Source organism: Porphyrobacter sp. GA68 (genome assembly GCF_022605525.1).
Classification (GTDB): Bacteria; Pseudomonadota; Alphaproteobacteria; order Sphingomonadales; family Sphingomonadaceae; genus Qipengyuania_B.
Window position 1 is genome coordinate 417,777 of sequence record NZ_JAKQYJ010000001.1, and the last position, 24,746, is coordinate 442,522.

The 24,746-nt window shown below is 66.6% G+C and carries 21 protein-coding genes; 7 read left to right on the forward strand and 14 right to left on the reverse strand.

All coding sequences use genetic code 11. From position 1 onward, the window contains the following. Window positions 1–28 precede the first annotated feature (28 nt). Entirely contained in the window at window positions 29–1,321 is a 1,293-nt protein-coding gene (locus tag LHJ54_RS02045) for a mechanosensitive ion channel (protein ID WP_228242254.1), read from the reverse strand. Window positions 1,322–1,445: 124 nt separating this feature from the next. Between LHJ54_RS02045 and gltX the strand changes: the two genes are divergently transcribed. Together gltX and LHJ54_RS02055 are read left to right on the forward strand one after the other, a co-directional pair. Beyond that, the gene (gene gltX / locus LHJ54_RS02050) at window positions 1,446–2,783 is read left to right on the forward strand and encodes a glutamate--tRNA ligase (protein ID WP_228242256.1); all 1,338 of its coding nucleotides are present in this window, start codon (window positions 1,446–1,448) and stop codon (window positions 2,781–2,783) included. 91 nt (window positions 2,784–2,874) lie between these two features. Continuing rightward, window positions 2,875–5,250, forward strand: a complete 2,376-nt coding sequence (locus LHJ54_RS02055) for an EAL domain-containing protein (RefSeq protein WP_228242258.1) — start codon at window positions 2,875–2,877, stop codon at window positions 5,248–5,250. A 215-nt stretch (window positions 5,251–5,465) separates the two neighbouring features. Here LHJ54_RS02055 and LHJ54_RS02060 read toward each other — a convergent pair whose 3' ends face one another. Next, window positions 5,466–6,704, reverse strand: a complete 1,239-nt coding sequence (locus LHJ54_RS02060) for an RsmB/NOP family class I SAM-dependent RNA methyltransferase (protein ID WP_228242266.1) — start codon at window positions 6,702–6,704, stop codon at window positions 5,466–5,468. A gap of 64 nt (window positions 6,705–6,768) precedes the next feature. On the opposite strand from LHJ54_RS02060, the gene LHJ54_RS02065 reads away from it, so the two are divergent. Continuing rightward, a complete protein-coding gene (locus tag LHJ54_RS02065) occupies window positions 6,769–6,942 on the forward strand; it encodes a DUF1674 domain-containing protein (protein ID WP_228242269.1) in 174 nt (57 codons plus the stop codon). Here LHJ54_RS02065 and LHJ54_RS02070 read toward each other — a convergent pair. From LHJ54_RS02070 to LHJ54_RS02085, 4 genes are read right to left on the reverse strand one after another with little or no spacing between them, the layout of a single operon-like run. Beyond that, the gene (locus LHJ54_RS02070) at window positions 6,939–8,324 is read right to left on the reverse strand and encodes a cytochrome P450 (protein ID WP_228242272.1); all 1,386 of its coding nucleotides are present in this window, start codon (window positions 8,322–8,324) and stop codon (window positions 6,939–6,941) included. The genes LHJ54_RS02065 and LHJ54_RS02070 overlap by 4 nt on opposite strands. Window positions 8,325–8,367: 43 nt before the next feature. Next, complete coding sequence (gene hemH / locus LHJ54_RS02075) at window positions 8,368–9,393, reverse strand: ferrochelatase (RefSeq protein WP_228242274.1); 1,026 nt, start codon at window positions 9,391–9,393, stop codon at window positions 8,368–8,370. Further along, window positions 9,390–11,708 (reverse strand): molybdopterin cofactor-binding domain-containing protein, encoded by a 2,319-nt coding sequence (locus LHJ54_RS02080; protein WP_228242276.1) that lies wholly within the window; start codon window positions 11,706–11,708, stop codon window positions 9,390–9,392. Before LHJ54_RS02080 ends, hemH begins: the two co-directional genes overlap by 4 nt. After that, window positions 11,690–12,649 (reverse strand): Mrp/NBP35 family ATP-binding protein, encoded by a 960-nt coding sequence (locus tag LHJ54_RS02085; RefSeq protein WP_228242278.1) that lies wholly within the window; start codon window positions 12,647–12,649, stop codon window positions 11,690–11,692. The genes LHJ54_RS02080 and LHJ54_RS02085 overlap by 19 nt, the downstream gene beginning before the upstream one ends. Window positions 12,650–12,769: 120 nt before the next feature. On the opposite strand from LHJ54_RS02085, the gene hflK reads away from it, so the two are divergent. The 3 genes from hflK to LHJ54_RS02100 all read left to right on the forward strand — a co-directional run bounded on the left by hflK (window position 12,770) and on the right by LHJ54_RS02100 (window position 16,420). Continuing rightward, the gene (hflK, locus tag LHJ54_RS02090; RefSeq protein WP_228244264.1) at window positions 12,770–13,891 is read left to right on the forward strand and encodes a protease modulator HflK; all 1,122 of its coding nucleotides are present in this window, start codon (window positions 12,770–12,772) and stop codon (window positions 13,889–13,891) included. Next, window positions 13,888–14,733 carry a protease modulator HflC gene (gene hflC / locus LHJ54_RS02095; protein WP_228242283.1) on the forward strand — a complete coding sequence of 282 codons (846 nt, stop codon included), beginning with the start codon at window positions 13,888–13,890 and terminating at the stop codon, window positions 14,731–14,733. The genes hflK and hflC overlap by 4 nt, the downstream gene beginning before the upstream one ends. 148 nt (window positions 14,734–14,881) lie before the next feature. Further along, entirely contained in the window at window positions 14,882–16,420 is a 1,539-nt protein-coding gene (locus LHJ54_RS02100; RefSeq protein ID WP_228242284.1) for a Do family serine endopeptidase, read from the forward strand. Between the two features lie 60 nt (window positions 16,421–16,480). Here the strand turns inward: LHJ54_RS02100 and LHJ54_RS02105 are convergent, their stop codons facing one another. The 4 genes from LHJ54_RS02105 to LHJ54_RS02120 form a co-directional block, all read right to left on the reverse strand. Beyond that, the gene (locus LHJ54_RS02105) at window positions 16,481–18,703 is read right to left on the reverse strand and encodes a PBP1A family penicillin-binding protein (protein WP_228242285.1); all 2,223 of its coding nucleotides are present in this window, start codon (window positions 18,701–18,703) and stop codon (window positions 16,481–16,483) included. Window positions 18,704–18,832: 129 nt separating this feature from the next. Further along, window positions 18,833–19,231, reverse strand: coding sequence for a peptide-methionine (R)-S-oxide reductase MsrB (gene msrB / locus LHJ54_RS02110; RefSeq protein WP_228242286.1), 399 nt, complete (start codon window positions 19,229–19,231; stop codon window positions 18,833–18,835). Window positions 19,232–19,280: 49 nt separating this feature from the next. Then, window positions 19,281–19,952: a glutathione S-transferase family protein gene (locus tag LHJ54_RS02115; RefSeq protein WP_228242287.1), complete on the reverse strand. Its 672-nt coding sequence runs from the start codon at window positions 19,950–19,952 to the stop codon at window positions 19,281–19,283. 77 nt (window positions 19,953–20,029) lie between these two features. Continuing rightward, window positions 20,030–20,359 (reverse strand): hypothetical protein, encoded by a 330-nt coding sequence (locus tag LHJ54_RS02120; protein ID WP_228242288.1) that lies wholly within the window; start codon window positions 20,357–20,359, stop codon window positions 20,030–20,032. A gap of 210 nt (window positions 20,360–20,569) precedes the next feature. On the opposite strand from LHJ54_RS02120, the gene LHJ54_RS02125 reads away from it, so the two are divergent. Next, complete coding sequence (locus LHJ54_RS02125) at window positions 20,570–21,670, forward strand: histidinol-phosphate transaminase (protein WP_228242289.1); 1,101 nt, start codon at window positions 20,570–20,572, stop codon at window positions 21,668–21,670. On the opposite strand, the gene LHJ54_RS02130 is transcribed toward LHJ54_RS02125, so the two are convergent. From LHJ54_RS02130 to ftsE, 4 genes are read right to left on the reverse strand one after another with little or no spacing between them, the layout of a single operon-like run. Next, complete coding sequence (locus LHJ54_RS02130; RefSeq protein WP_228242290.1) at window positions 21,667–22,383, reverse strand: 1-acyl-sn-glycerol-3-phosphate acyltransferase; 717 nt, start codon at window positions 22,381–22,383, stop codon at window positions 21,667–21,669. The two genes, LHJ54_RS02125 and LHJ54_RS02130, sit on opposite strands and share 4 nt — an antisense overlap. Further along, window positions 22,380–22,910 (reverse strand): YdcF family protein, encoded by a 531-nt coding sequence (locus LHJ54_RS02135; protein ID WP_228242291.1) that lies wholly within the window; start codon window positions 22,908–22,910, stop codon window positions 22,380–22,382. Before LHJ54_RS02135 ends, LHJ54_RS02130 begins: the two co-directional genes overlap by 4 nt. Further along, on the reverse strand, window positions 22,907–23,815 hold the full coding sequence (locus LHJ54_RS02140) for a cell division protein (protein ID WP_228242292.1): 909 nt from the start codon (window positions 23,813–23,815) through the stop codon (window positions 22,907–22,909). Before LHJ54_RS02140 ends, LHJ54_RS02135 begins: the two co-directional genes overlap by 4 nt. Then, complete coding sequence (gene ftsE / locus LHJ54_RS02145) at window positions 23,812–24,582, reverse strand: cell division ATP-binding protein FtsE (RefSeq protein WP_228244265.1); 771 nt, start codon at window positions 24,580–24,582, stop codon at window positions 23,812–23,814. The genes LHJ54_RS02140 and ftsE overlap by 4 nt, the downstream gene beginning before the upstream one ends. Window positions 24,583–24,746 lie beyond the last annotated feature (164 nt).

Here is a 24,746-nt window from a genome sequence, read left to right on the forward strand (position 1 = left end):
CCGTAAAGTTCCGGTCAGGCGCTGACAATCATGCGCCGGGTGGCAGCGGGTCGTTGTCCGTTCCCGCGCCGGGCCGCCCGCTGACGGGGGTGTCGCTGGTCGCGGTCGCCCCCGCCGGACGCCCGATGGTGGAGGGGGAAGCCGGCTTTTCCGCCTGCTCCTTCACCTTGCTATCCATCTGTTCCAGCTTGCGGCTGGCCCATTCGCGCCCGCCGATGCCAAAGGCCAGCGCCCCCGCCACCGCCGCGCCGATCACCAGCGCGCCGAAGAAGATGCGGATGATGTCCTCGCCGATGCCGGTGAACTGCAGGCCCATGAAGGTGAAGACGAAGATGGTGGCCCATTTCACCACCAGTGCGGCCAGCCCCGTTTCCTCTGCCCCGCCGATCATGCGGGCGAGCATCCGGCCGAGCAGGAACCCGAACAGGATGACCACCGCGCCGAAGATGACCTGTCCGCCAAGCGTCAGCACTTCGCCCAGGATCAGCGTGAGTTCCGGGAAGTTGAGCAACCGCGTCGCCGCGATGGCGAAGAACAGGATGATGGCAATCTGCGCCACCCGCGACACGACGTCCGACAGGGTGACGTTGCCCGGCAGCAGGTCGGTTGAACCAAAAGCCCGGTCGGCGCCCAGACCCACCATGATGTTCTTGATCAGCTCCACCACGAAGCGGCTGATGAGATAGCCGATGCCGAGCAGGATCGCCGCCCCGACGATCAGCGGAATGGCGTTGAGGATCAGCCGCAGCATGTTGCTGGCGGGTTGCGACACGGCCCGAATGTCGAGCACGTCCAGCGCCATGATGGCAAAGAAGATCACGATCAAGGCGTAAAAGATGTTGCCGATCGTCCGGCTGAGCCGCGGATTGCCGGTCAGCGTCTCGCCGCCACCCCGGCTGACCCACCGGTCGAAATCGAAGGTCTGTAGCCCGGTCACGGTGATATCGCGCACGATCTTCGCCAGCACCATGCCGAGAAAGAAGATGACCGCCGCACCGATAAGGTTGGGGATGAAGGTGAAGATTCCCGCCAACAGGTTCTGCGCGGGCTGCAATACCTGGCCAAGGTTCAGGATCTGCAGGACGATGATAAGCCCGACCAGCCAGATGAGCAGCGCCACAAGCTTGCCCAGCGACTGACCGATGCTGTCGCCCGACCCTGTGTTGTGCCGCTGAAAGAACGATACATTATCAACCAGCTTTGCGAACGCCCACTTGGCGGCCTTTGCCAGCAACCAGGTCACCAGCAGCGTGATGACGATCAGCAGCCCTTTTTCCAGCCACTGAGTGGCCAGGGCTTCGTTGAAGCGATATTGTCCCACTTTGAGGTTCCTTCCCCGCTTGTTCGTCTCACCTACACCACGGATGGCCGATTGTTCCCGCAACCGGCAACGTGGCTGACCGCTCTGGCGGCTTCGACGCGGCTGCGCTATCGGCAGGCCGGCAATGACCCTTACCCGCTTCGCTCCCTCGCCGACCGGCCGCCTGCACGTCGGCAACCTGCGCACCGCGCTGCACAACTGGATGCTGGCGCGAAAGAATGGCGGCCAATTCCACCTGCGCATCGACGACACGGATGCGGAGCGTAGCCGCGAAGAATACGTCGCTGCCATTCGGCGCGATCTCGCCTGGCTGGGCCTGGAACCGGACGGGGAGGAGCGGCAATCGGCCCGGCTGGACATCTACGAAGCCGCATTTGTCCGTCTGCGTGACGCCGGACGCGTTTACCCGGCCTATGAAACGGCGCAGGAACTCGAGCTGAAGCGCAAGATCCTGCTCGGCCGCGGCCTGCCGCCACTATACGACCGTGCGGCTCTCGGCCTGTCCGAAGGGGAGCGGCACGAGAAGGAGGCGGCCGGTATCCGCCCGCACTGGCGCTTCCTGCTGGATCACGACCGGCCGATCACCTGGCAGGACGGTATCAGGGGGCCGCAGCAGTTCGATCCGGCGCAGCTGTCGGACCCCGTGGTGCGGCGCGCGGACGGGTCGTGGCTGTACATGCTGCCCAGTGTCGTCGACGATGTCGAAATGGGCGTGACGCAGGTTCTGCGCGGCGAGGATCATGTGTCCAACACCGCGCTGCAGGTCCAGATCTTCGAGGCTCTGAATGCCCCGCCACCCGCATTCGCACATGAAGCGCTGCTCGTCGGCGCAGAAGGCAAGCTGTCGAAGCGGCTCGGCTCGATGGACTGCGACGCCTTGCGCGCCGCCGGGATCGAGCCGGAGGCGGTGGTTGCCCTCCTCGCCCGGCTCGGAACCTCGCTGCCGGTGGAGCCGGTGGCGGACCGGCAGGCGCTGCTGGCCAGCTTCGACCTGTCGACTTTCAGCCGCGCGCCTGCCCGCTTCGCGATGGAAGAACTCGAACGCGTCAATCGCGGCATCCTCCACCAACTGCCCTTCGCGGCAGTCGCCGAGCGGCTGCCAGCGGGAATGGACGAGGCAACCTGGCATGCGGTCCGGCCGAACGTGTCGCGGCTGGACGAGGCGGCGCAGTGGTGGCAGCTGGTGACGGGGCCCGTCGCGTTGCCGGATCTGTCGGCCGAGGACCGGGCGTTCGTCGCGAAGGCCGCTGCCGCGCTCAACTGGGGCGACGATCCATGGAAGACGCTGACCACCGCCATGAAGCAGGCGACCGGCCGCACCGGCAAGGCGCTGTTCCTGCCCCTGCGCCTCGCATTGACGGGAAAACCGCATGGGCCGGACATGGGCGAGCTGCTGCCGCTGATCGGCGAGACGGAGGCACGCGAACGGCTGCGCAGGGCGGCCGGAACAGAGGGCATCTGACCGCCGCTCGCTTGGCCGCCTCAATCGTTCGTTAACCAATCTCCCCCATGCTCTTCGCAAGGTTTGGCACGGTACATGCCTGAAACGGATAATGCGAAAAGCGGTAACCAAGGCCCGTCTGAAGGATCTGTGGGAACGGCTGACAGCCGGGGACGAGCCGCGCCTGGATTTCGCCGACGATGACACGAAGGGCAGCAGTCCGGCCGCCATCCGGCTGCGGCACTTGGCCATCGCCTTTTTCGCGGCGCTGGCCCTGGGCGCGTCATCCCTCCTAGACCCGCTCGACCAGCTGATCTGGACCGTGCAGATGCGGATGGTGGACAAGGAGCCGTCCGGCGACATCGTTTTTGTCGGCCTTGGCCGGGAAACCGCAGCATTGAACACGCCCGAAGCGCGGCGCAATTTGGCCCACGTGCTTGATAGGCTCCAAGAGGCCGGTCCGAAGCGTGTTGTACTGGATGTGCCGGTGCAAGGCCGTTCAACGGCTGAAGCAGATCTGGCGCTCAGAGACGCGATCGCACGTCACGGCGACAAAATCCTTCTCGTTCAGAGGCAAGTGGACGACCTGAATGGTGGAAGCAGGTTTGAGATTACCGACCCGTACATAGCGGGCTCCGCAACTCAGGTTCCTAACAGACGCTGGGTCAATTATTTAGGCTATGCTTGGCAGGCCTATGCTCGTTTGGATGTCGAAGGTATTAGTCAGGATGCGCTAGCGACAGTACTGGCTGACGCCCAGGCGTCCAATCCCAAATTTCTGATAGACTACCGCTACAACACGCGAAGCATCACAACTGTAAGTTCCCACGACTACCTGCGCGAAGACGGAGTACCCGACTTCAGGGGGAAGTCTGTTGTCATCGGTAACCTCGGCTATCAGCTTTCAACTTCGGTAGATATTCCTGGTCGTTATCGCGTACCTACCAGTTTTATCACCATTCTGGCAGCGGAGACGCTAAAGGGCGGTGTTCCAAAATCTATTTTCTTCTGGCTCCTCCCTGTAGCTCTGCTTGCCGTTCTTTTCGCGACTACACGTATCATCTCCGGTAAACGCCGCGCTCTTCTTTACTGCGGCACTGTCCTCTTTTTCGGCGGCGCGCTTTACCTCACAATCGCATGGAACATGCGCGCCGCATTCAGCGCAGGCGCGCTGATGCTGTTAATCTACGCGGGCCTGCGCGGGTGGTGGCGGGTTCGCCGCAAAGGCGCCACGGTCGACCAGGTCACAGGCTTGGAAACGTTTGGCGCGCTGGAACGCACGATGACCCACGGCGAGGCGACCAAGCACGGCGTCATCGTTGCGCGGATACCGAACTTCGACGACGTTCTCGCCACCCTTCCCGAAGAGCTGCATCCGGCCTACCTCAAGACGCTGTCCAACCGGCTGCGGGTGGCCGACGAGAGCCGGAGCCTGTACTATGGGGGGAACGGCTATTTCGCTTGGCTGATCCCCGCCATGGGCCGGCAGCAACTGACCGACCACCTCACCGGGATCCGCCAACTGTGCTACGAGCCGGTCGAGATCGGTCAGCTGCTCATCGACATCAAGGTGACGTTCGGCGTGAATGCCAGCGCGGACCAGTCGCTGGCGCGCAAGATCGCCTCGGCTCGCAAGGCGGCGTCCCGGTCGAACGAGGCGGACGAACCGATTGTGTTTGTGACCTATGCCGAGGAAGAACAGCGTCTCTGGAACCTGTCGATCCAGCACAAGATCGACCGCGCGATCGACGCCGGCCACATCTATCCGGTGTTCCAGCCGCAGTTCTGCGCGCAAAGCGGTCGCATAACCGGGGTCGAGGCGCTGGTCCGCTGGAACGATCCGGCGCGGGGCGCCATCGCGACCGACTGGTTCATCGACCAGTGCGAACAGGCCGGGCGGATGGATCGCCTGACACGGCTCATGCTGACCGAAAGCATGCGCCTGCTGCTGGCGAACGATGCAACCGGCGGGCTGCGCCTGTCGGTGAACATCTCGGCGATCAGCCTGCAGGACGAACGCCTTGCCCCGCTGGTGCAGGATGCAATCCGCGCGACCGGTTTTGATCCCACGCGCCTGACTTTGGAAATTACCGAAACCTGGCGAATCGCCAATCCGGAACGCGCGGCTGCCGTCATGGCGAAGATCGGCGAATCGGGCGTTGCCTGGGCGCTGGACGATTTCGGTGTGAAGACCGCGACATTCGATGCGCTGATGATGTACCCCGTGAGCGAGCTGAAGATCGACCGGAGCCTGACGAGCAAGGTCCTGGACCAGCATCGCGGCTGCCGCATCGTCCGCTCCATCTGCCAGCTCGGTGTCGACATGAATGTCACCGTGGTTGCAGAAGGTGTTGAATTGGAGGGAGAATTTGCCGCCCTGCAGTCGTTCGGCTGCAGCGCGGTGCAGGGCTTCGCACTCGCGCCCCCGCTGGCGATCGACGACCTGCGCACCCTGCTGGCGGCTGAGGTTCTGGCACAGGAAGGCTGAGGTTAACGCCGTTTACCCCCTGTTAGGGTTACTATAGAGTTAAGGCTCCAAAAAGCAGGGGAGCTTTGAACATGAAAAGATTTCACGGAATTATTCTGGGCGGTTTCTGGGAGTGGCTTTGGGGTGCCGGCACCACAGTAGACTTCGCCGCAGCCTGAGACCCGAAGTTGCAAAGGCCTTCCGCAAGGAAGGCCTTTTTTGCGTCTGCGGAAGGGCTAAGCGTCCTTGCGCCAGCGCGCGACGAAAAATCCATCCAGCCCGCCCTCTGCGGGCAACATGCCAGGATCGGTTCGTATCCAGCCTGCCTCAGCCGGGGTCAGCCCTGACGGCAATTCGTCGGCCCTGATCCGCTCCACCGGCAAACCTACGCGCGCAGCCTGCGCCTCACCCTCCTCCCATTCCAGCGAACAGACGGCATAGACCAGCTGTCCACCCGGCTTCAGCCACTTCGTCGCCCGCGCCAGCAAGCCCGCCTGCAACGCGGCTGCCTCAGCGATGTGGCGGGACCCGATCCGGTGCAGAACATCAGGGTTGCGGCGGCAGGTTCCGGTGGCGGTGCAGGGCGCATCGAGCAGAATCGCGTCGAACCGTTCTTCCGTTTCCCATGTCAGCGCGTCAGCGCACATCAAATCTGTGGATAACTTTGTCCGGCGCAGGTTGTCGCGCAGCCGCTCCAGCCGCCGCTGCGATGCGTCGAGCGATACGACCTGCCAACCCGACGCCGCCAGTTGGAGCGACTTGCCGCCCGGTGCGGCCGCCATGTCCAGAACCCGCCTGCCTCCCCCCGCGCCGAGCAGGCGGGCCGGCAGCGAAGCGGCCAGATCCTGCACCCACCACGCGCCTTCGGCATAGCCGGGAAGGCGTTCCACCATTGTACCGCGCGGCACCCGCACATGGCCGCACGCTAGGCTGGCGCCGCCAAGCCGCTCTACCCATTCAGCGGTTGCTTCGCTGTCACGCAATGTCAAATCCAGCGGCGGTGGCTCTGCCAGCCCTTTCGCGATCAGTGCCGCCCGCTCGCCCCAGCGCGCTTGCACGCCCGGCGGAAGCGTCGGCGCGGTCGGCAGCAGCGCACCCTGCCGCGACAGGGCGCCGAACACCCCATGCGCCAAGCGCCGCGGCCCGCCATCGAGCAGCGGCAGGGCGGTTGCAATCACTACATGCGGCGGCATCGCCAGCCGCAGCCACTGCGCCAGCATGAGGCGCAGCACGAACCGCACCTTGGCATCGTCCGGCAGCAGCTGCCTGGTGGCGCCGTCGATCAGCAGGTCGAGGTCGATAAGCCAGCGCAGGCTTTCTCCGGCAATTGCCCGCGCCAGCGCCTTGTCCGCGGGCAGGCGCAGGCCGCTGAGCGCCGCCGCGCCACCCTGTTCCAGGGTTTCGCCACGGCGCAGAACCGCATCGAGGAGCCTGAGAGCCGCTTTGCGCGCGGGAAGGCCGGGGATATCGCTCATCCTGTCGCCTTAGGCGTTGATCGGGGCATTGAAACCCTCGGGCTGAGGCAACATTTTCTTCTCCATGACCAATCGCGCGACGACCCGGCCGGAAACATTCCGCAAGCCAGCCCACTGGTCCAACGATCCGCCACCCGCGCCGCGCGCCATCGACCCGCTCGAGGATGAGCCGCGCGATCTCAGCCCCACCCGCTACGGCGACTGGGTGGAAAAAGGTATTGCGATCGACTTCAGCTAGAGCGGCGTCAGCGTCACCTGCAGGCCGTCCTTCGGTTGCGGTATGGGCCAGGCCTGCCACGCCGGCTCGTACCCGGGGTCAACTTCAACCCGATAACGGGTCAGCAGATGGGCCATGAAAATCTTGGTCTGCATATAGGCGAAGTGCAGCCCCAGGCACATGTGCGCACCGCCGCCGAACGGCACCCAGGCATATTTGTGCCGCGCCTTCACCTTGTCCGGCGTGAAGCGGAGCGGATCGAACCGCTCCGGGTCCGGCCAGTGTTCTTCCATGTGATGAACCAGGTGCGGATTGATGCCGACACGCGCGCCTGCGGGAACCGTGTAGCCGGCGTACTGGAACGACCGCAGCGCCCGGCGCGGGATGGACGGCACCGGCGGGATGACCCGCAACGCCTCCTTGAACGCCATCTCCGTCAGTTCGGGCCGGCCCAGATCCTCGTACGCCAGGTCAGCCCCCGGCGAACCGATTACCCCCAGCAGTTCGTCACGCACCTGCGCCTGCCAATCCGGGTGCTTGGCCAGCAGGAAGACCAGCGACGTCACGCTGGAGGTGATGGTGTCGTGCGCTGCCATCATCAGGAAGTTCATGTGGTCGACCACCTCGTCGACCGGCAGGAGATTGCCTTCTTCGTCCGTCGCCGTGGCGAACTGGCTGAACATGTCTTGCCCACCGCCGTTCGCGCGCCGCCGTTCCGCCTCGCGAGTGAAGTAATCGACGAGATACGCCCGGCCATCGACCCCGCGCTTCATCTGCGTGAAGGGCAGCGGCCGGCGGATCGGTGCGATCGACGCCTGCACCATGTCGACGAAGGCCCGATTGATCCTCTTCGCTTCGGGCCCGAAGGGCAGACCGATGAAGCTGTCAGCGGCCAGATCCAGCGTCAGCTGCTTGATGGCCGGGTAAAACCGCATGGAACCACCGCCCCACTCCTCGACCCGCGCCGCGATGCCGCGGTTCAGCGCGCCGGCATAATGACGCATGGGTTCCGGCTTGAAGGCGATGGACAACGCCCGCCGGTCGGCCCGGTGCTTGTCAAAGTCGAGCAGCATCAGCCCGCGCGGAAACAGGCGGTGGAGCACCGGATTCCACCCCTGTTCACTGGAAAACACTTTGTCCCGGTCGAACAGCATCAACTCGTTCGCCTCCGCCCCGATCAGGGCGACGTGCCACGAACCCATCGTGCGCACCTTGTACACCGGGCCGTAAGAGGCAAACATCCGCCGCGAAAAGGCGTGCGGATCGCGCAGTTGGGTGAAGGTGTGACCAATAATCGGATAGCCGGCTTCACCGGGAATGTGGTCGAGCGCCTCGGGCGGATGCGACACGCGCCAGTCGGTCGGCGTGAACTCGGCGGCCTGTGGCGAGGCAATGGATGCCATCGGCAAAACTCCTTGTTGACGCCAGTGTAAATAACCTGCGCCGTTAAATCCACCCTGCCAGTTCGCGGCGCGCCAGCCCTTCCAGCATCGCCATTCCCGCTTCTCCGGCGTTCAGGCACGACAGAACCGCATAATCTTCGCCGCCGGCCTCCTCGAACTGTTCGCGGCCCGCGATAGCCAACTCTTCCAGCGTTTCCACGCAATCCGCGGAAAAGCCCGGCGCCGCGACCGCCAGCCGCCGGGTGCCTTGCGCTGCTTCCGCCTTCAGGGTCGCGTCGGTGGCGGGCTCGAGCCACTTGGCAGGACCGAACCGCGACTGGAAAGTGGTCTGGATGCGCAATTCCGGCCGGTGCAGCATCTGGCCCAGCAGACGGGCGGTTTTGCGGCAGTGACAATGGTACGGATCGCCCTGGTGCAGGGTTCGCTCGGGCATGCCGTGAAAGCTCAGCAACAGCACTTCGGGAGCGAAGGGCAACACATCGAGCTGCTGCGACAGATCCTGTGCCAGCGCGTTCAGATACAGCGGATCGTCGTGGTACGGCGGCAACGTCCTGAGCGTCGGCTGCCAACGCATTTTTCGCAAGCTATCCGCAGCCTTGTCCACAGCCGTCGCGGTGGTGGCCGCGCAATATTGGGGGTAGAGCGGCGCCAGCAGAATACGCTCGCACCCTTCCTCTTTCATGGCTGACAGGCGGCTGGCAATGGACGGATTGCCATATCTCATCGCGTAGTCGACCAGAACGCCGTCGGGCGCCAGCCGTTCGCCCAGCCGGAGCGCCTGCTCGCGCGTGATCGCCGCCAGTGGGGAGCCGTGTTCGGTCCACACCTTGCGATATGCTGCGGCGGATTTGCGCGGCCGCACGTTCAGGATGATGCCGCGCAGGATGGGTTGCCAGGCGATCTGCGGTATCTCGATCACCCGCGGATCGGACAGGAATTCGGCAAGGTAGCGTTTTACGGCCGTGGGACTTGCCGCATCAGGAGTGCCCAGGTTGACCAGCAGCACGCCTACCTTGCCCGAACGCACGGCCGGATGTTCGCCGGGCAAACGCTGTTCCTGCCACGTCATGACCGGCTGTCCCACAGGGGCAGGCTGCGCAGCCGCTGTCCGGTGGCGGAGAACACGGCGTTGGCGATCGCCGGCGGGGCGACGGCGACGCCCAGTTCCCCCGGATCGAACGGCGGCAGGTCGGTTTGATCAATGAACTGGAGCATGATTTCGGGGCTTTGTGCGAGAGAGGGGATCTTCAGCGCGGCCAGACGGTCGGTCGCGGGCAGCCCTTCGTCATAGCGCGCTGCAGCGCCGAGCGCCATTGCCATGCCGAAGATCAGCCCGCCTTCGATCTGCTGGCGGACGATGTCGGGGTTGATGATCCGGCCGACATCAACGGCAGCAATCAGCCGGCGCACCTGCACGGTTCCTTCGCCCGCCTGCACCTCGGCGATGCAGGCGATGCAGCCGGTGGCCGGCTGATCCTGCATGACGGGCAACGACATCCGCACGCAGGCAAGCCCCTGTCCGCTGTTCCGCTGCCCGCCATCCCAGTTGGCCATGTTCGCAACCGTCAGCAGGCAGGCAGCCAGGCGCGGTTCCCCGCCCAGCATGGCGACGCGGTACGACAGCGGTTCCACGTTCGCCGCCGCCGCCAGTTCATCGACGAAGCATTCGGTGCAGAAGGCGGTTACCGCAGCCCCGTTGCCGCGCAGCCTGCCGGTGGGCAGCGGCAATGCGACGGGCACGTGTTCCACTGCGGCCTGACTGATCGCGTAGGGCGGCAGCGCGCCTTCCAGAGCCAGCGGATCGCTGACCCCCTGCGCCGCCTCGATCGCGGCCTCGGCAGTGTAGTTGTCAAACAGGCGATGCCCTGTTTCGCGCATCCATGGCGGCGCGGCGTAGCGCGCATGGAAGCGGCCGATGCGCGCGCCGCCACCGGCGCGGGTCGCCGACAGCCGGGCGTGAACGGGCGCGCGGGGCGGCAGGGCCAGCATCTCCTGCCGGCGCGGCCACGTCAATTGCACGGGCCGGCCGACCTGGCTGGCGATCACCGCGACTTCGATCGCGTGGGTGTGATCAAGCCGGGCATCGAAACTGCCGCCGGCGAAAACGGGGTAAAGCACGGCATCGGCAGGCGAAAGTCCCACCGCCTTGGCCGCCGCCGCGAGGGCCGCGCCCGGCGCCTGGGCCGCCATCCAGAGTTCCAGCCGCCCGTTCGCGAGGCGCGCGGTGGCACTGGCGGTTTCAATGGCCGCATGAACGGCGGGGGCGATGCGGTAAGTCGCGGTCTGTTCCGCCCCATCGCCGGGTGTGAACGGTTCGCCAGACCGGGCGACAACCTCGCCTTCGCTGGCCAGCGCTTTCTCCAGCGTCCGGTGCATGGCCGCGCTATCGGCGGGCACTGCTCCGGCAAAGCGCGGGCGCATTGCGTCAAGCGCGCGTTCCGCCGCCCACCAGGTGTCCGCCACCGCCGCAAGCCAGCGGCGCGACTGCACCACCTGCACGAGCCCCGGGATTTCGCCCGCCGCCCCTGCGTCGAATGCTGCCAGCCGCGTCCGTCCGGGCGGCCCGTGGCGGATCGAGGCGAACAGCATGTTCGGCAGGCGGACGTCGCCGGCAAACAGGGCGGCCCCGGTAACCTTCGCCGGCAGATCGAGCCGGGGATAGCGGATGACTGCGGGATCGCCCGCAGCCTGCGGCGACACGGGCGCCAGCGGCGGGGCGTCGGGCGGCGGCAGTTCCGCCGCCTCTGCCGCCAGCGCGCCGAACGGCAGGCTGCGCGCACCATGTACCACCCGGCCGGACACCACCCGGCACTCGGTCGCTGGCACTCCCCAGCGGCGGGCCGCAGCTTCGACCAGCATGGCCCGCGCAGTGGCGCCGGCCAGGCGGCATGGTTCTTCATAGGCGGCCAGCGTGGTGCCCGCCGCCGTGGCGTTGAAGCCGGTGCGGCGGGCGAACCGCTGCGCCAGCCAGCTGTCCGCCTCTCCCGCCAGACCGGGGGCCATCGGCATCCACAGGGGTGCCCACGCGGCAGCGAGCGGCAGATTGGGGTATGCCCCGGCAGGGGGCGTGGGCTGCACCGCGACCAGCCGCCAATCCGCGCCCAGTTCCGTTGCCACGATCTGCGGCAGGATGGTGGTCACCCCCTGCCCCATCTCCAGTTGCGGCACCGCCACCGTCACGACGCCGTCGCGGCCAATCATCAGCCATGCCCCGAACGCGTGCTCGCCGGGTCCGGGAACCAGCGGCGCGGCTTCGCTGCTAGGCCAGGCAAGCCAGCCGACCAGCAGTCCGCCGCCGACCGCCGCGCCGGTCAGCAAGCCGCGGCGCGACACATGCGGCCCGCGGCGGCGGCTGTCAGCGTGCCTCAAACCTGATCCAGCCATTCACCCAGCCTTGTCGCTATCGCGGCGAAGGCGGCGGCTTCCGCCCCATCCTGCGCTGCGGGTGGGGCGCCCTTGTCGCTGGCTTCGCGGATCGCGGGAACCAGCGGAACCCGGCCCAAAAACGGCAGGTCCATGCGCCGCGCCGCTGCCTCGATCCCGCCGCGCCCGAACGGATCGCTTTCTTCTCCGCAATGCGGGCAGATGTAGCCGGCCATGTTCTCAACCAGCCCGATGACCGGCACACCCGCCTGTTCCAGCAGTTGCCCGGCCCGCGCGGCGTCGATCAGCGCCAGATCCTGCGGAGTGGACACGATCACCGCCCCGTCGGGCCGAAACTTCTGCAGCATGGAGATCTGCACGTCGCCGGTGCCCGGCGGAAGGTCCACCAGCAGCAGGTCCGTATCACCCCACTGCGCATCGAACAGCTGCGCCAGTGCCTTGCCCGCCATCGGTCCGCGCCAGGCTATCGCCCGGCCGGGCGCGATCAGGTGCCCCATGGACAGCACCGGCACACCCCAGCGGCTGGGTACGGGCACCAGCCGTTCCCCCTGGCTTTCCGGCTTGGCACTGGCCGTGCCGAGCAGCATCGGCTGCGACGGGCCGTAGATGTCCGCGTCGACCACCCCGACCCGCCGGCCGCTGCGCGCGAGCGCGACGGCAAGGTTGGTGGTCAGGGTTGATTTGCCCACCCCGCCCTTGCCCGAGCCGATCGCGATCATGCGCCGGCGCGGCTTTTCCGCCGTGAGGGCAACGTGCACTTCGGTCACGCCCGGCTGCTGCGCAAGGCGTGCTTTGTAATCCTGCTCCAGTGCCTGATGTTCAGCCGCCGGCAGGCCCGATGCATCCGCCACCAGAACGAGGCGGCCGCCGGTCTGGCGCAGGGATTGCAGGCGGCGGGCGAGCTCGGGCGGCAGAGCGCGGATGAGGGGATGGTCGTGCATGTCTGCCGGCGTCCTCTAGCAGCAAAAACTCAAAGCCAACCCCTGTTTTTCTGCAAGATGATTACCTATACTCGGCCCATGAACTTCATGGACGGGATCGGCCGGTCCATCGCGCTGGCGATGGCGGGCAAGCGCAACCCCTGGGGCAAGCCTGGCGAGGGCAGCGACGGCGCGAAAGGTGACAAGCCGGCCGGCGATGCCGGCGGCGGGCCGCGCAACCCTTGGCTGCCGGGCGGGACCGGGGGCGAGCCGCCGCGCCGCTCTGCCTCGATCGAGGATCTGTTCAAGAACCGGGGACCGGAAGGTCCGCGGCGGATCGGCGGAGGTGGCGGTGGCGGGCCGGCCGGTCCCGGTTTCCGCCTGCCGCAGCGCGCCGATGGGAAGAGCTGGGTGCCCGTCATCCTGATGGCCGGCGCGGGCCTGTGGATCATCCTTACCAGCGTTCATCAGGTGGAACCCAAGGAACAGGGTATTGTGACCACCTTTGGTACCTATACCCGCACCATGGGCCCGGGCATCAACGTGACCCTGCCATGGCCGTTCCAGCAGGTGCAGGTGGTGGACGTGAACACGTTCCGGTCCGAACGGGTGCCCGGCACGGACGCGGAAAAGTTGATCCTGACCGGCGACCAGAACCTGGTCGACCTATCCTATCTCGTGCGGTGGAATATCAGCGACCTTAAACAGTTCCAGTTCCAGCTTGCCGAGCCGGAGGAAACGGTTCGCGAAGTGGCCGAATCTGCGATGCGCGCGGCGGTCGCGGAACACGAACTGGATTACGTTCTGTCCGGCGCGGGCCGCGCCGATATCGAACAGCAGGTGCGACAGCGGATGCAGGACCTGCTCAACGCCTATCGCGCGGGTATCGCCGTACAGGGTATCGAGATCGAGAAAACGGACCCGCCCGCGCGGGTCGTGGAAGCGTTCAAGGACGTGTCGGCCGCGCAGCAGGACGCGGAAACCGACATCAACCGCGCCCGCGCCTATCAACAGCAGATGCTGGCCCGCGCGCAGGGTGACGCCACCGCATTCGACAAGATCTACGAAGAGTACCGCCTGGCGCCTGAAGTGACCCGGCGGCGCCTGTATTACGAAACCATGGAGAGCGTCCTGGCCAAAACGGACAAGACCGTGGTCGAGTCCAGCGGCGTCACGACCTATCTGCCGCTGGCTGAAGTTCAGCGCCGGTCACAGCGGCAGGCCGCGCCGGCGGTCACGCAGGGCGAAGGAGCAGCGCGATGACCGCCGTGTGGGACCGGTTCAAGCTGGTCATCATCGCCCTCGCCGTGCTGGCAGTGGCGATCGTGTCATTCTTTTTCGTCGTGCCGGAAACGCAGCAGGCGGTGATCGTCCGCGGTGGCCAGGCAATCGGCACCGTCAACCGCTTCAAGCCGAACGAGCCGTTCGGACAGACCGGCGCGGGCATCTGGTACCGCGTTCCCTTCCTCGATCAGGTGCAGTTCGTCGACCGGCGGGTGCTCGACCTCGACATGGACCGGCAACAGGTGCTGTCCAACGATCAGCAGCGGCTGCAGGTCGATGCCTACGCCCGATTCCGCATCATCGACCCCGTGCTGATGGTGGAACGGGCCGGCAACACCGAAAACGTCGTGCTGCAGTTGCAGCCCATCCTGACGTCCGTGCTGCGCCAGGAGCTTGGCCGGCGGCCGTTTGCGGCGCTGCTGACGGCAGAGCGCGGTGACGCGATGGCCAACATCCGCACGGCGCTGGACCGGCAGGCGCGGCAATACGGGGCACAGATCATCGACGTCCGCATCAAGCGGGCCGACCTGCCCGAAGGCACCCCGCTGGAAGCGGCGTTCGTGCGCATGGAAACGGATCGTACCCAGGAGGCCGAAACGATCCGCGCGCAGGGGCGCAAGAACGCCCAGATCATCCGTGCCGAGGCAGAAGCAGACGCCGCGCGCACCTATGCCGCCGCCTATGGCAAGGATCCGGAGTTCTATGACTTCTACCGCGCCATGGAAAGCTATCGCCGGACGTTCGAGAACGGACAGGCCGACAGCAGCGTGATCCTGTCGCCGGACAATGAATACCTGCGCCAGTTCCGCGGACAGAGATGACCGGACAGAGTAGCACCGCACGACGCCACGACCGGAACGCCTGCCGCGCTCCGGTTGTTCAAAACCGGTTCAGTGCTGCAAACGCAGTATGTCAGTCCCAGACGGCCCATTGAAACCGGCTGCTGTTCAGAACGAGAGGTAATCCCACGTGCGACTTGCTTACGGTATAACTGCGGCTCTGCTGACCGGCGGGGCCACCCTGTCGCTTGTGACCGGCCACCCCGCCGGCGCTCAGATGGCGCAGAACGACGATGCGCAGATGAGCCGCGTAGTGCCGCGTGCCGGCGCGCCGGCAAGTTTTGCGGAACTGACGGCGCAACTGCAACCCGCTGTGGTCAACATCTCGACGCGGCAGCGGGTTGAGGTAGGCAGCACCGATCCGTTTGCCGGCACACCGCTGGAAGGGATGTTCAACCAGCGTCGCGGGCGACAGCCGCAACAGCCGCAGACGCGGCAGGCGCAGTCGCTGGGATCGGGCTTCATCATCTCCGCCGATGGAGTGGTGGTGACAAACAACCATGTCATCAACCCGCCGGGTACGCGATCGACCCTGGAAAGCGTGACGGTCACGCTGGAAGATGGCACCGAATACGAGGCCGAAGTGCTGGGCGCTGACGAAGCGTCCGACCTTGCCGTTCTCAAGATCAACCGCCGGGAGGCTTTCCCGTTCGTCCGGTTTGGCGACTCCAGCCAAGCCAGGGTGGGCGACTGGGTCATCGCCATCGGCAATCCGTTTGGTCTCAGCGGTTCTGTCACCAGCGGCATCGTGTCGGCGGTTTACCGTAACACCGGACAAGGTGGCGCGTACGACCGTTACCTGCAGACTGACGCCGCCATCAACCGCGGCAATTCCGGCGGCCCGCTGTTCGACATGCAAGGCAACGTTATCGGCATCAACAACGCCATCTTCTCGCCATCCGGCGGCAGCGTTGGTCTCGGCTTTGCCATTCCGGCAGAGATCGCGGCGCCGATCGTTCAGCAGTTGAGACTGGGCCAGGATATCCAGCGCGGCTATCTTGGCGTTTCGATTCAGCCGGTCGCGGGTGATCTGGCGGACGCCCTCGGCCTGCCTCAGAACCGGGGCGAATTCATCCAGTCGGTCGTGCCGGGCGAAGCGGCCGATCGCGCCGGATTGCGTGCAGGCGACGTCGTCATTTCGGTGAATGATCAGCCGATTACCAACAACCAGACGCTGTCATTCCTGGTGGCCAACATCCGTCCCGGTCAGCGGGTGCCGGTGGAACTGATCCGAAACGGCGACCGACGCCGGGTCAACGTTGAGGTGGGCCGGCGCCCGTCGGAAGAGCAGCTGCGCCAGAGCCAGCAGGGGTTTGGCCCGGAAAATCAGGATCAGATACCCCAGAGCGGGGGAGCCGAGACCGACATGACGCGCGGCAGCACCGGCCTCAGCGTGCTGCCGCTCAATCCTCAGATAAGACAGCAGCTCGGGCTTGACCCGGACGTGAACGGACTTGTGATTGCCGGGGTCGACCCCAGTAGCGACGCGGCAGCCAAGGGGCTTCAACGCGGCGACGTGATCCTTGCGGTGAGCGAGCGTGCGGTTGGCTCAGTCGCAGATCTTGAAGCGGCAATCCGGCAGGCTCGAGCGGCCAACCGGTCCGCAGTGCTCCTGCGGGTGCAGCGCAGCGGGCGGCCGCCGCAGTCGGTAGCCATCCGGCTCAGATGATCCCTCATCACACATGAAAAAAGCCAGCGGACCACCCGGTTCGCTGGCTTTTTTGTGTCGTCAGCGTGGCTGCGGCCGCGGCGGGTCGGCGCCAGGCGGCTGGCGCCCTATCGCTTCGCGCAGGAACTCCTCACTGGCGGCAGGCGGGATGGGTGGGCGGCCGCGTTCCTGTCCCGCAGGGCGCTGGCCGCCGGGTTGAGGCGCGGTGCGGCGCGGTGGCGGCACCTCCGCCGGATTTGACCCTGCAGGCGGACCAGCGCCCGGATTTTCTACAGCGGCTCCGCCGTTACCGGGCAATGCATCGTCAACCGGTTGACGCGAGCCCGGCTCCACCGGATTGCCGTTCTCGTCGGTGTAGTAATATTCCTCGGGATCGCCCCAGCCATATTCCTCGTCCGGCTCCAGCTGCCATTCGGGTAACTGCACCTGGGTCGTGAATTGCTCCACCGGCCGGTCCGCCACCGCGCGGCGCATGAACTGGGCGAACGCACGGGCAGGTGCGGTGCCGCCCTGCAGGCCGGCCACCGGGCGCGCGTCGTCACGGCCCATCCACACGCCGGTCGTCACTCCGCTGGAAAAGCCCAGGAACCAGCCATCCTTGTTGGCATTGGTCGTGCCGGTCTTGCCCGCCACCGGACGCCCGATCTGAGCCGCCCGCCCGGTACCCGTGTTCACCGTCGTCTGCAGCAGGTCGGTGATGCCAGCTGCCACGTAGTCGGGCACCAGCTGGGTCACGCGGTCGTTATTGTGCCGATAGATCACATTGCCGCTGGCGGTCGTCACCCGCAACACGCCATAAGGCTGAACCGCCCGGCCGCCGGCCGAGACGGCGGCAAATGCCTGCGTCATGTCGATCAGCCGCGTTTCCGAACTGCCCAGCACCATGGCGGGCCGCTCGCTGATAGGAGTGGTGATCCCGAACCGGCGGGCCATCGCGGCCACCGTGCCGAATCCGACTTCGGCCCCGAGCTGCGCGGCCACGGTGTTCTTGGAATAGGCGAACGCAGTGCGCAGGTCGATCGGTCCGGCATAGCTGCCGCCTGAATTGCGCGGCGTCCAGCCGTCGATCGTCACCGGCGCATCGACCACCCGGTCCGTGGGTGTGTAGCCGGCTTCGAGCGCGGCCAGATAGACGAACAGTTTCCACGCCGAACCCGGCTGGCGCACTGCGCTGACCGCGCGGTTGTAGTTGGACGTGACATAATCCGTGCCGCCCACCAGCGCCAGCACCGCCCCGTCCCGGTCAAGCGATACGAGCGCCCCCTGCGATCCGCCCGGCACGTTCTGCCGCAACGCCTGGGTCGCGGCGTTCTGCAACCCGGCGTCCAGCGTGGTCCAGACCTCGATCGGTTCAAAGGTTTCGGGCAGCAGCACGTCGAGCTGCGGCAGCACCCAGTCGCTGAAATAGCGGGCGGCGTTGGAACTCGTGTCCGGCTTGAGCTGGATGGCGGAGATGTCGACCGATGCCTGTGCAGGCGTAATATAGCCCTGCTCTTCCATCAGCCGCAGCACGACCTGCGCCCGCTCCACCGCCCGTTCGACATCTGCGGTTGGCGCATAGCGCGACGGCGCCTTGACCAGCCCGGCGATGATCGCCGCCTCGCCCACGGACAGGTCGCTGGCCGGATGACTGAAGAAGCGGCGGCTGGCGCTGTCGATCCCCCACGCCCCGCCGCCAAAATACACCTTGTTGAGATAGAGTTCGAGGATCTCCTCCTTGGTGAATTTCGCCTCCAGCGCCATCGCCAGAATGGCCTCGCGCGCCTTGCGGTCGACGGAGCGATTGGAATTGAGGAACAGGTTGCGCGCCAGCTGTTGCGTGATGGTGGACGTCGCGCCCAGCCGCCGGTCCCCTACGGTCCACACATACACGGCCCGCGCAAGACCAATGGGGTCGACGCCGAAGTGCGAATGGAAACGCCGGTCCTCGACCGCGATCATCGCATCCTTCATGACGTCGGGAATCTCGTCGCTGGTCAGCCATTCGCCAAAGGACGGGCCGAGTTCGACAACCGGCGTTCCATCGCGGGCGCGGATAACGATGGTCTGCCCGGGCTGCGCCTCGCGCAATTGGTTGAAACCGGGCAGTTCACGCATGGCGAACAGGACGGCAAAACCGATGAAGATAGCCGCCACAGCCGCGGCGATGCCGCCCCAGACCAGCAGCCGACGCGTCCAGCGCGCCAGCGCGCCACGCTGCTTTACCGGCTTGCCGCGGCCTGCCGCCGGGTGCCTGCGCACCGGCCTGCGGGTGGCCGCACCATTGCCATTACCTCTCGCCATTCGCCGCTTCGCACCTTACCGCAGGAGCATCCCGTCACTCACGCGAACCCTGTGCCCGCCGATCTGGAGATACCCGTTGTAACCCGCGCTTAACGACGCGGCCAGAACGATTTTGGGCGCAGCCGGCGTTCAGCCTTCCGGCTCGAAATCAAGCGCGGCCGAATTTATGCAGTACCGCAGCCCTGACGGTGCCGGACCATCGGGAAAGACGTGACCCAGATGCCCGTCGCAGCGGGCGCAGGTGACTTCGGTGCGGACCATGCCGTGCGAGGTGTCGCGGTGCTCCTCCACAGCATCGTCGCGGGCGGGCGCGGTGAAGCTGGGCCAACCCGATCCGCTGTCGAACTTGTCCACGCTCTCGAACAGGACGGCACCGCATCCGGCGCAGTGATATTCGCCTGCCTGCTTGTTCTTGTCGTATGCTCCGGCGAAGGCGCGTTCCGTTCCCGCCTGACGCAGCACATGGTACTGTTCGGGGCTCAGCCGCTCGCGCCATTCCGCTTCGGTCAGGTTCAGCTTGTCGGACATTGTCATCATCTCCTTTGCCCGGCAATGTATGCTGGCGACCGGCCGATTGCTACGCGTCGACCTTGGCGTAGTGAGCCGGCGGGACCACGCCGGTCATCTTTTCCGCCAGCAGGGGGCGAAAACTGGGCCGGCTCTTGAACACCGCATACCATCCTCGCGCGGCGTCATGCCCGCGCCAGTCAATCCCGTTGAGGTAGTCGGCGACCGAAATCTGCGCCGCGGCGGCGAGGTCGGCCATGCTCATGGTGGGCCCGGCCAGCCAGGGGCGGTTGTCCACCAGCCAGTCGATGTAGTCGAGATGCCCATGCGCCAGCTTCATCGCCTCGCGCAGGATCCGGCTGTCGGGAGACTGCCGGTGGACCAGCCGCTTGATCATCCGTTCGTGCAGCAGCGGTCCGGTCACGTCGCGAAAGAAGTTCTCGTCGAACAACGCCACCAGCCGCCGGATTTCCGCCCGCCCGGCCGCACTGGCGTTGAGCATGGGGCTGCGTTCCCCCGTCTCCTCAAGATATTCGCAGATCGCCCGGCTGTCGCACAGGGTGATCTTGCGTTCCGGATCGTGCAGCACGGGCACCTGACCCGCCGGGTTCAGCGCCCACAGCTCGTCCCGCCGTTCCCACGGATGTTCCCGCCGCAGTTCGTAAGCCACGTTCTGCTCGCCCAGCATGATGCGGACCTTGCGACTGAACGGACACAGCGGATATTGATAGAGCTGCCACATGAATGGCTGTTAATGTGGCGGAACTTTCGTCCCCAGTCCACCGGATTTCCGCGGATTTTCAGCTTTCCAGCGGCAACTTAGCGAATGCCTGATGTATCCAGCATGGTTCGGCAGACGGGCTTGAGCCTTGCGTGAACATCCGGCTCTGCCGTCAGCCGGCGGGCTTCGGCGGCTACCAGCGCCGCGATAACTCCGCGGTCCGCACCCGTCTCGTCCATGATCTGCGCCAGGGTGCGCACGAAAAACTCCCGCCCCCGCGCGGCTTCCTGCGCATCGCTGTCACCGCGCGCGGCATCAAGCGCCATCGCCGCCGAGCAGGTGAGCGCCCCCTGCTGCATGGCGTTGAGCTGCGGCGCGGGTGCAGCGGTCAGCTGCGCGGCGACAAAAACGGACAGGGGGAGTAGCATGGGTGATGCGCATACCGGTTCTTTCCTGAACCGCACCCAACCGACACACCTGCGGCCGGATCAGCCCTGTCGGCTGCCGGTCGCCCCAGCCGGGGGTCCGCCGGCACGGTGCAGCGCTGACGGAGATCCGCATGCCGTTGCGCGAGCACGGGGCTGCATTTTTGCCGGGCGCGCTTGTCGCAGGAGCGATTTTCTTCCAAGCGGCAGGCTATGACAAACCTGCCGCAGCCCAAGCCCTGGATCGCCGCGATCCACGCCTATACCCCCGGCAAGTCAAGCGCCGACGACGGTCGCCCGCTGATCAAGCTGTCGGCCAACGAGAACCCGCTGGGGTGCAGTCCTGGGGCGCTTGCTGCACGCAGCGGGTCGCAGCACCCAGCGCGCTACCCCGATCCGGGCGCGGTTGCCCTGCGTGACGCGATCGGCCGGCTGCACGGCATCGACCCGACCCGGATCGTCTGCGGCACCGGCTCGGACGAGCTGCTGAACCTTGCCGCGCAGGCTTACGCGGGGCCGGGTGACGAAGTGCTGTTCGCCCGCTATTCCTTCGCCGTTTACGACATCGCCGCGCGGCGGTGCGGGGCAACGCCCGTGGAGGCGCCGGACGCGGATTACGGCGCCGATGTCGATGCGCTGCTCGCCTGTGTCACCCCGCGCACCCGCGTCCTGTTCCTCGCCAACCCCAACAATCCGACCGGCACCTTCTTGCCCCGGGCCGAGGTCCAGCGCCTGCATGCCGCATTGCCCGGCGACGCGCTGCTGGTCATCGACCAGGCCTATGCCGAGTACCTGGCGCCGGAGAATGACGACGGCGGGCTGGATCTGGCCGCGCGGCACGGCAACGTGCTGGTCACGCGCACATTCTCCAAGATATACGGACTGGCTGGGGAACGTATCGGCTGGGCCACTGGCGCGCCGCCGCTGGTGGAGAACCTCAACCGCATCCGCGGCCCCTTCAACGTGACGAACACGGGCCAGGCGACCGCAGCGGCGGCGCTGACGGATCAACCGTTCGTGACCCGCTCGCGCGAGCACAACCGCCAATGGCGCGATTGGCTGGAGCGCGAGATCGCGGGCCTTGGCAATCATGGCCTACGCACCGTGCCCAGCGAAGCGAACTTCCTGCTTGTCCTGTTCGAAGGGGCGCTGACGGCGGAGCGCGCCCTCGCCGCGCTGAGCGATGCCGGCTACGCCGTGCGGCACCTGCCGGGCCAGGGGCTGCCCCACGCCCTGCGGATCACCATCGGGACCGAGGCTGACACACGCGCCGTGGCCGCCACTTTACGCCAGCTTGCCCAGGGCGCTGGCTAGGTGCCGGCGCTGGCCCGCCCGACCTGGTTCAAGGCGTTCATCCCGGCCCATACCCGAGCTTCGGCTTCCTCGCGCGGCAGACCGGGCGGCACTGCCTCGCCGAAGCGATAGGTGATGGGCAGTGGCTGCTTGAGCCAGCGGTGGTAGGCTGGGCCGCTGTCGACCGCCACCGGCACCACCGGCAGTCCCAGCGCCTTGTACAGCCCGGCAAACCCCGCCTGCAATGGCGGCGCACTGCCATGCGGCACCCGTGTCCCTTCCGGCAGCAGCACCAGTGGCCGACCATCCGCCACCATGCCGCGCGCGGAACGGATCATCGTCATCAAGGTCTTTGCCCGTCCTTCCCGGGCCACCGGGATCAACCCGTAGGCAAGCGCCGCGCGGCCCCACAAGGGGATGTCGAACAGTTCCCGCTTGGCAAACACGCTGGGCAGATCGAACAGGGCGGGCGCATCGATCGCCTCGAAAAAGCTTTCATGCTTGACCGCATACAAGGCCGGTTCCGCTGGCGGCGCGCCTTCGATGCGCAGCTCGCACCCGATGAAGCGGCGGGTGCACCAGCGATGAAACCGGCTCCAGCGGCGGACCATCCGCCGGAAACCGTCCTCCGACCAGAGGCGCACGACGAGCGCCGACGAGGTGATCAGGGTGGAGCCTGCGTAGAACACGAGGTAAAAGGCCGCATTGCGCAGCAGCAGGATCGGAAGGTTCATAACGGCAGCGCCCGCCACACCACGCTCGCCAGATACTTGTTGTATTCGGCGAACAGCACGCCGAGCGGCGGATTGGAGGGAACCGCGTCCGCGACAATCCGAAAATCCCCCGGCACCACAGCGCCAAACTCGGACAGGGTGCGGCGCATATGCCAGTCGGTGGTGACGAGCCGGGCGGAGCGATAGCCCCGCTCCGCGACCCATTGAGCAGCCTCTTTCGCATTGCTGCGCGTGTCCACGGCAGCATAGCCAAGCGTGACGCAGCATTCCATGTCGGCGGGAGAGATGCCGAACTGCGCGGCGAATTCCTCCGGCCGAACCTGCCGCGCCACACCCGAGATAAATACCTCCCTCGCCTGGCCCGCCTGCAGCATCTCCAGCCCGCGCTCTATCCGGCCGGCACCCCCGGTCGGCACGATCACCGCATCGGTCCGCTCTGGACCCGCCGGCTGCGGCAGAACCGCGGCGAACCACAGGAAGCCGATCGTGTAGAACAGGATCAGGGCGGCAAGGACACGCGCCATCACAGGCTCTTTCGCAAGGTGGCAAGCACGGTCACACGCGCCGTCAGGGCCGCCGCCGTGGCGGCACCGACCGGAACCAGAGCCAGGATCAGCCAGTCGCCGGCACCCAGCCCGCCGCCCGCCAGCAGACCGGCATCCAGAGCGGCGAACCGGTCGCCCAGCAGCCACAGCGCTGCCGCGCCCAGGCCCGCGCCAAGGAGGCTGCCGGCAATTGCGTCGGGCAGGATGGCCCGCTGGAACACGCTGGCGATCTGCCCATCGTCCCCGCCCAGCGCGTGCACGATCTTCACCGTCTGGGCATTGCTGGCCAGCGCGAAACGGGTGGACAGCCAAACGGCGGCAAGACCGACAAACGCCAGCAGCAGCGCCACACTGGCGGCGAGATAACGCAGCGCGGCCACCGCACCCATCAGCGGCGCGAGCCAGTCGGCCTGCGCATCCAGCCGCGCGGCAGGCGCCACCGCCCGCAACCCGTCGGCCAGCTGGCGCAGCGTTCGCGCATCAATCGTGCCCGTCGTCTGGACATCCAGCAGCGCCGGCACCGGAACGATATCGGCAGCCAGCAATCCCTCGCCAAGCCATGGCTCCAGCAACGCCTCGAGTTCCGCTTGCGGCACCACCCGTACGGCCGCCACGGCCGGGCTGGTCCGCAGAAACGCCGCGGCCGCGTCCGTCTGCGCCGCCCGGCCAGCAGGATCAGCCTCGACGATCTGCACCAGCACACTGCCGGCGACCTGGGCAGAAGCCGCACGGGTCAGCCCCGCCAGCACCAGCGCGCCGGCCAGCCCAACCGTGACAAGCAGGACCATGAGGGCGATCAGCCAGGGCAACGGCCCGCCGATCCGCCCGGCGGGCAGGATCGGGACATCGCCGCCCAGCCAGGGACGCAGTGCCTCCAGCCGGGTCACGCGCCGCCGCCCACAGGTGCCCGCCGCCAATCGCGCCGCTGCTCAGGCTTGGTGACGGGCTCTCGCGGCGGATAGCGCAGCGCGCCGGTCGGATCGAGCAGCCGACCCTTCTCCAGCCGCATAATGAGCGAGTCCGGCACCTGGCGCAGCAACTGCACATCGTGGGTCGCCATGATCACGGTGGTTCCCAGCCGGTTCAGCGCCTGGAACAGTCCCAGAAGGCGCAACGACATTTCCGGGTCGACATTGCCGGTCGGCTCGTCGGCGATCAGCACGTCCGGGCGGCCGATCACCGCGCGGGCGATGGCGGTGCGCTGCTGCTCTCCGCCCGACAGGGTTGCAGGCCGCGCGCCGGCGCGGCCGCCCAGGCCGACCCATTCCAGCATATCGGCGACCGGCCCCGCCAGCTCATGCTCCTTCACCCCGGCAATCCGCAGCGGCAGGGCCACGTTGTCGAACGTGCTCAGCCGGTCGATCAGGCGAAAGTCCTGGAACACCACCCCGATCCGCCGGCGGAAGGCGGGCAGGTCCGCGCGTGGCAGAGTCATCATATCCGTGCCGAACATCCGCAGCGCCCCGCGCGAAGGCCGCTGCGCCAAGTACAGCAGCCGCAGGAGCGAGGTCTTGCCCGCCCCGCTCGCCCCGGTGAGGAAGTAGAACCGGCCAGCAAACAGCGAGCATGACAGATCGCTCAGCACCTCGCGGTCCGTGCCGTAGCGCAGTCCGACATTGTCGAACCGGATGATTTCCTCCATCCCGTCGCTCATCCCGCTGCGCGTGCGCCCGTCAGGCGGGTGACGCGTGTCGCCGTCTTCGCCCAAGCCCGTGCCGATGCCCGTATCATTCCGCGAATGCTATAGCCGCGCTTGCTGGTGGAAAAAAGGGCGCATTCCTGCGGATGCGGCGCGCCGCTGCTTGCCACGGTGGTTAC

Coding starts and splice junctions, on each gene's coding strand:
- gltX (WP_228242256.1), top strand. CDS start 1,446: ATGACCCTTACCCGCTTCGCTCCCTCGCCGACCGGCCGCCTGCACGTC.
- LHJ54_RS02055 (WP_228242258.1), top strand. CDS start 2,875: ATGCGAAAAGCGGTAACCAAGGCCCGTCTGAAGGATCTGTGGGAACGG.
- LHJ54_RS02060 (WP_228242266.1), bottom strand. CDS start 6,704: ATGAGCGATATCCCCGGCCTTCCCGCGCGCAAAGCGGCTCTCAGGCTC.
- LHJ54_RS02065 (WP_228242269.1), top strand. CDS start 6,769: ATGACCAATCGCGCGACGACCCGGCCGGAAACATTCCGCAAGCCAGCC.
- LHJ54_RS02070 (WP_228242272.1), bottom strand. CDS start 8,324: ATGGCATCCATTGCCTCGCCACAGGCCGCCGAGTTCACGCCGACCGAC.
- hemH (WP_228242274.1), bottom strand. CDS start 9,393: ATGACGTGGCAGGAACAGCGTTTGCCCGGCGAACATCCGGCCGTGCGT.
- LHJ54_RS02080 (WP_228242276.1), bottom strand. CDS start 11,708: ATGGCTGGATCAGGTTTGAGGCACGCTGACAGCCGCCGCCGCGGGCCG.
- LHJ54_RS02085 (WP_228242278.1), bottom strand. CDS start 12,649: ATGCACGACCATCCCCTCATCCGCGCTCTGCCGCCCGAGCTCGCCCGC.
- hflK (WP_228244264.1), top strand. CDS start 12,770: ATGGCGGGCAAGCGCAACCCCTGGGGCAAGCCTGGCGAGGGCAGCGAC.
- hflC (WP_228242283.1), top strand. CDS start 13,888: ATGACCGCCGTGTGGGACCGGTTCAAGCTGGTCATCATCGCCCTCGCC.
- LHJ54_RS02105 (WP_228242285.1), bottom strand. CDS start 18,703: ATGGCGAGAGGTAATGGCAATGGTGCGGCCACCCGCAGGCCGGTGCGC.
- msrB (WP_228242286.1), bottom strand. CDS start 19,231: ATGTCCGACAAGCTGAACCTGACCGAAGCGGAATGGCGCGAGCGGCTG.
- LHJ54_RS02115 (WP_228242287.1), bottom strand. CDS start 19,952: ATGTGGCAGCTCTATCAATATCCGCTGTGTCCGTTCAGTCGCAAGGTC.
- LHJ54_RS02120 (WP_228242288.1), bottom strand. CDS start 20,359: ATGCTACTCCCCCTGTCCGTTTTTGTCGCCGCGCAGCTGACCGCTGCA.
- LHJ54_RS02125 (WP_228242289.1), top strand. CDS start 20,570: ATGACAAACCTGCCGCAGCCCAAGCCCTGGATCGCCGCGATCCACGCC.
- LHJ54_RS02130 (WP_228242290.1), bottom strand. CDS start 22,383: ATGAACCTTCCGATCCTGCTGCTGCGCAATGCGGCCTTTTACCTCGTG.
- ftsE (WP_228244265.1), bottom strand. CDS start 24,582: ATGAGCGACGGGATGGAGGAAATCATCCGGTTCGACAATGTCGGACTG.